General features: G+C 48.9%; 3 protein-coding genes and 1 pseudogene. All 4 read right to left on the bottom strand.

Annotated features, from left to right (window positions below; translation table 11 throughout):
- Positions 1 to 286: 286 nt before the first annotated feature.
- Positions 287 to 700 carry a hypothetical protein gene (locus ABF287_RS12410; RefSeq protein ID WP_347185319.1) on the bottom strand — a complete coding sequence of 138 codons (414 nt, stop codon included), beginning with the start codon at positions 698 to 700 and terminating at the stop codon, positions 287 to 289.
- 361 nt (positions 701 to 1,061) lie between these two features.
- A complete protein-coding gene (gene cysN, locus ABF287_RS12405) occupies positions 1,062 to 2,963 on the bottom strand; it encodes a sulfate adenylyltransferase subunit CysN (protein ID WP_347185318.1) in 1,902 nt (633 codons plus the stop codon).
- Positions 2,964 to 2,975: 12 nt separating this feature from the next.
- Complete coding sequence (gene cysD, locus ABF287_RS12400; RefSeq protein WP_347185317.1) at positions 2,976 to 3,878, bottom strand: sulfate adenylyltransferase subunit CysD; 903 nt, start codon at positions 3,876 to 3,878, stop codon at positions 2,976 to 2,978.
- A gap of 418 nt (positions 3,879 to 4,296) precedes the next feature.
- A pseudogene (locus ABF287_RS12395) lies at positions 4,297 to 4,545 on the bottom strand (sugar phosphate nucleotidyltransferase); the annotation flags it as partial.
- Positions 4,546 to 4,870 lie beyond the last annotated feature (325 nt).

Genomic DNA, 4,870 nt, shown 5'->3' with positions numbered 1-4,870 from the left:
TGCTTTCCAGTGCAGGCCCGTGATAGCCCAATGAGCTGTGCGGCCTGAAGGTGTTGCAATGAATGCGTCATGCTCAGTTAGGATTTGAACTTCTCGCAAACTGTAAGGATCCGTACTTCTTCAGCACCAATGTGTAAGGACCTGACAGCCTTGTATGTCAGCTGACGCTTCACATTAAAATGTATTTTTTGGCCTAAATTCTATTGAGAACAACTACGATAAGCCGATGTCTGCTCCAGAAGATAATATCGGCAACTCAAGTAACAAAACCTTGAGCTAAAGTTTCTTAGCTTTCGTCTAGGCTTCTCAACAAGTTACGCAAAGGCACTATGTTTGCCAGCGTGCGATTAAACGTAGAAATTGGCTGCTCGGCAACAAACACAATATCATTAGGACGCAACTCAACCTCATTTGCTACGAGCACACAAACAGGATCCTGTGGGTCAATTTGGTAGGTTTGAACGGGCTTTCGGCCCCGGAGTAAGTAAACGGCCGAACGTTGCGCCGACTGGTTAGCTAATGGACCATCTTCTGCAAATAAGACATCGGCTAAAGTTTCACGAAGCTCAGGCTGGACCGGAACAATCGTTGGAGTCACTCCACCAAGCAGTAAAACTTTACCCGGTAAGTACTTTAATGTTTGAATAAAAACATGATCGTCGTTTTGGATGAGCAGTCTAGGAGCGTTGTCAGCGAGCAAATCCGCTAACCGGAAAGAGTACGTCTCACCACCTCGCTGAACCTTTATCAGAATAATTACGCTATCGTCGAAAGCTATACCTGATGCTGCAAGTATCTCACGTAGGCTCGTACCCTTATCATCAATAGGTATTACAAAGCTCGTGGCATCTATCGCACTGGCTGAACTCCTCGACGCACCGTCAGTGGTTATATACGCACACTGCGAATTGAACTCCCGAATTTCCATCTGAAAATTAGGGGCACTTCCATTTCGAATAAGAATGCTGCGAACTTCGTCCCTCAGCTGCGAGGACAGACTCCGAGTATTAACGACAGTAGCGGATTGATGAAGCCTAAGTGGTTAGAAACAGATCGCAATTTCATAAAAGAATATTCTGAATAATCTGCTCTGCAGCATCGTCGATTGACATTGTGGTTGTGTCGATGTGGATTTCTGGGGTCTCTGGGGCCTCATATGGGCTGTCGATCCCTGTGAAGTTCTTGAGCTGACCAGATCGCGCCTTGGCATAAAGGCCTTTGACGTCCCGTTCTTCTGCGACGGACAGGGGTGTGTCTACAAACACTTCAACAAATTCATCGGGTGCCATCATATCCCGCACCATTTGCCGTTCGAACCGGAAGGGCGAGATGAACGCCGTGATCACGATCAGACCCGCGTCTGTCATCATTTTTGCAACCTCACCCACACGGCGGATATTTTCAATCCGATGCGCGTCGGTAAAGCCAAGATCCTTGTTCAAGCCATGGCGCACATTATCCCCATCCAACAGGAATGTGTGACGGTTCATGCGTGCAAGTTTCTTTTCAACCGCATTCGCAATCGTTGATTTCCCTGATCCTGATAGGCCCGTCATCCACAGAACCGCAGGTTTCTGATTTTTCAGATTTGCGTGGTGATCTCGCGTGATGTCGGTTGGCTGCCAATGGATGTTTTGTGCACGACGTAGGGCAAAGTTGATCAGGCCCGCACTCACAGTGGCGTTCGTCATTTTATCAATCAGGATAAAACCACCTAGAATACGATTTTCTGCATATGGCGCAAATGGAATGTCGCGGTCTGTTGTGACGTTGGCCACACCGATTGCATTCAGCTCAAGCGTTTTGGCCGCCGCGTGTTCCATCGTATTGACGTTGATCTGATACTTGGGTTCCGCCACCGTTGCAGAGACGGTTTGCGCCCCGATTTTCAGGTAATATGAACGGCCTGGGATCAGCGCCTCTTCATCCATCCAAACCAGGGTGGTTTCAAATTGATCTGCCACTTCAAGCGGGGCAGACGCGGTTGTGATTACCTGACCGCGGGAACAATCCACCTCATCACTTAGCGTCAGTGTGATGGATTGACCTGCCGTCGCACTGTCCAAATCACCATCGTATGTCACGATGCGATCTACATGGCTGGTTTTACCAGAGGGAAGAATGCGCACCTCATTCCCTGGCTTTATGGTGCCTGCTGCAATTTTGCCGCTAAAGCCGCGGAAGTCCAAATTGGGTCGGTTCACCCACTGAACGGGCATGCGGAACTCTTGAGCCGCACCTGTATTTTGATCCAGATCGACACTTTCTAAATGTGCCATCAGTGTTGGACCGCTGTACCAACTGGTCGCATCAAAATGGGCCGCGATATTATCCCCCTTGAACCCAGAGATTGGGATGGCGGTAAATTCCGTAATACCGATGCTGTTTGCAAATTCGGTATAATCCGCAACAATCGCATCGAACGTGGTCTGATCATAATCGACCAAGTCCATTTTATTGACGGCCAAAACGATGTTTTTAATGCCAAGCAGGTGACACAAATAACTGTGGCGACGCGTTTGCGTTAAAACACCCTTGCGCGCATCTATCAGGATCACGGCCAATTCCGCTGTGGAGGCACCCGTGACCATGTTGCGCGTATATTGTTCATGTCCCGGTGTGTCCGCCACGATGAACTTTCGCTTTTCGGTGGCAAAGAAACGGTAGGCCACATCAATTGTGATGCCCTGTTCTCGCTCTGCGGCCAATCCATCGACCAGCAGCGCAAAATCAATTTCTTGGCCCTGTGTGCCGACCTTTTTGCTATCCGCTTCCAGCTGAGCAAGTTGGTCTTCAAAAATCATTTTGCTGTCATAAAGCAGACGACCAATTAGCGTTGATTTGCCGTCATCCACCGATCCACAGGTGATAAAGCGCAACAGCGATTTGTTTTGATGGCTTTCTAGGTAGGCATCAATATCCTGCGCAATCAGCGCGTCAGTTTTATAAACTTGATCTGTCATATCGCGCACCACCTAAAAATAACCTTGCTGTTTCTTGACTTCCATCGAGGCGCCTTGATCCTTGTCAATCGCGCGGCCTTGTCGTTCGGATGTTGTTGTCAAAAGCATTTCTTGGATAACGTCAGTTAGGGTCGCTGCCTCAGATTGCACAGCGCCCGTTAGGGGGTAACACCCAAGTGTTCTAAATCGGATCGAGCGCATGACAGGCTCTTCTCCAGTTTCCAATGGAAAGCGATCATCATCCACCATTAGGATTAAACCATCGCGTTCCACAGTCGGACGTGGCGCCGCAAAATACAGCGTTACGATTTCAATTTCTTCTAAATGGATGTATTGCCAGATGTCTAATTCCGTCCAGTTGGACAATGGAAAGACACGCATGCTTTCGCCCTTGGCTTTACGCGCATTATAGAGCGACCAAAGCTCTGGGCGCTGTGCCTTGGGTTCCCATCTGTGTTGGGCGGTACGGAAGGAAAACACACGTTCCTTGGCGCGCGATTTTTCCTCATCCCGGCGCGCACCCCCGAAGGCCGCATCAAACCCATGTTTATCAAGCGCCTGTTTCAGCCCTTCGGTCTTCCACATATCCGTATGCAATGCGCCATGATCAAATGGGTTAATCCCCTTTTCCTTAGCCTCGGGGTTTTGATGCACGATCAATTCCATCCCCGCATCTTGCGCGGCCTTATCGCGCAATTTATACATCTCTTGGAATTTCCAAGTTGTATCCACATGCATCAGCGGAAACGGAGGGGGAGAGGGATAAAACGCCTTTTTCGCCAGATGCAGCATCACTGCGCTGTCCTTGCCAACCGAATACAGCATAACTGGATTTTCGGCCTCTGACACAACCTCGCGCATAATCTCAATCGCCTCAGCCTCAAGCCGGGATAAATGCGTTTGAACAGATTTCATTGAACATTCACTCCGTAAAAAATATCTCACGTTCTGGATCAGGTGCAATGAATTCACTTTGTAACATTCGCTTGACGCCATCACTTAACATAAATGGGGCTTGAAAATTTTCTAAGCTCGCTTTTGCGCTCAAAAACTCCGTCGTTGAAGCGAATTTCTTCACACGAATTGAACTCACCGGTAAATTCTTACCACTGATTTTTGCGACCAAATCTGCTGTATAACCCACAATTAGGCCTAACCAGTACGGCAAACGCAGACCAACGTCCTCTTTACCCTTCAGCTTGGCTCTCACCTGAGAAACTAACTTATTCATTGTTAGATAAGGCGTATCAACATAATTATAAACGCCGTATTTCTGCTCTGTTACAATGCAAGCCTCTAAGAAGGCAATAATATTACCAATATACGCTTGGTCATTTTTGCCCTTAGCGCGTAAGGCGATCACTAGCTCTTGATTGTTGTCGAAGTGGCCTTCGATTGCGCGCTTATTCCGCCCGGTGACAAATATGAGTGTATCAATCCCGGCAGCAATGGCCTCTTCCGCCGCATACTGGATGAGGAGTTTGTCGACGATGGGCAGCAATTCCTTTGGCATTGCCTTTGTGGCTGGAAGGAAGCGTGTTCCAAACCCCGCCACAGGAAAAACGGCCTTGCGTAGTTTCATAATGTGCGTCCCATACTCAGCGCTTAATCTCGCTTTGGGACCTACTTAATTTACTTCGCGCCCGCAACCAATCGGTCTTGCGTGTTGAGCCAGCCAACATCAAGCATAAGGCCCGGATACACCTGTGATAGGTCCTTGGCCGCGCTAGGTGGGGCTAGTTCGCGCCTTAGGTGTGTGACCGCGACTATTGGCCTGGCTTGAATGAAGGTTCAGGCGCTGGGTAAGTCGCGGTCTTAGTTCTTAGTGACGGCTGCTAAATTGCAAAGTCTTCGGGTGAGCGGCCGCTTGCGATGGCTTCAACCATCCACTTTGGTTTACGGCCGCG

Origin of the sequence: Pacificibacter sp., assembly GCF_039769035.1 — a bacterium.
Classification (GTDB): domain Bacteria; phylum Pseudomonadota; class Alphaproteobacteria; order Rhodobacterales; family Rhodobacteraceae; genus Celeribacter.
The sequence above is the reverse complement of the archived record's forward strand: the minus strand, read 5'-3'. Positions and strand labels throughout refer to the sequence as shown.

Excerpts from the sequence above, each read along its gene's own strand:
- cysN (WP_347185318.1), bottom strand. The coding sequence starts at position 2,963 with ATGACAGATCAAGTTTATAAAACTGACGCGCTGATTGCGCAGGATATT.
- cysD (WP_347185317.1), bottom strand. The coding sequence starts at position 3,878 with ATGAAATCTGTTCAAACGCATTTATCCCGGCTTGAGGCTGAGGCGATT.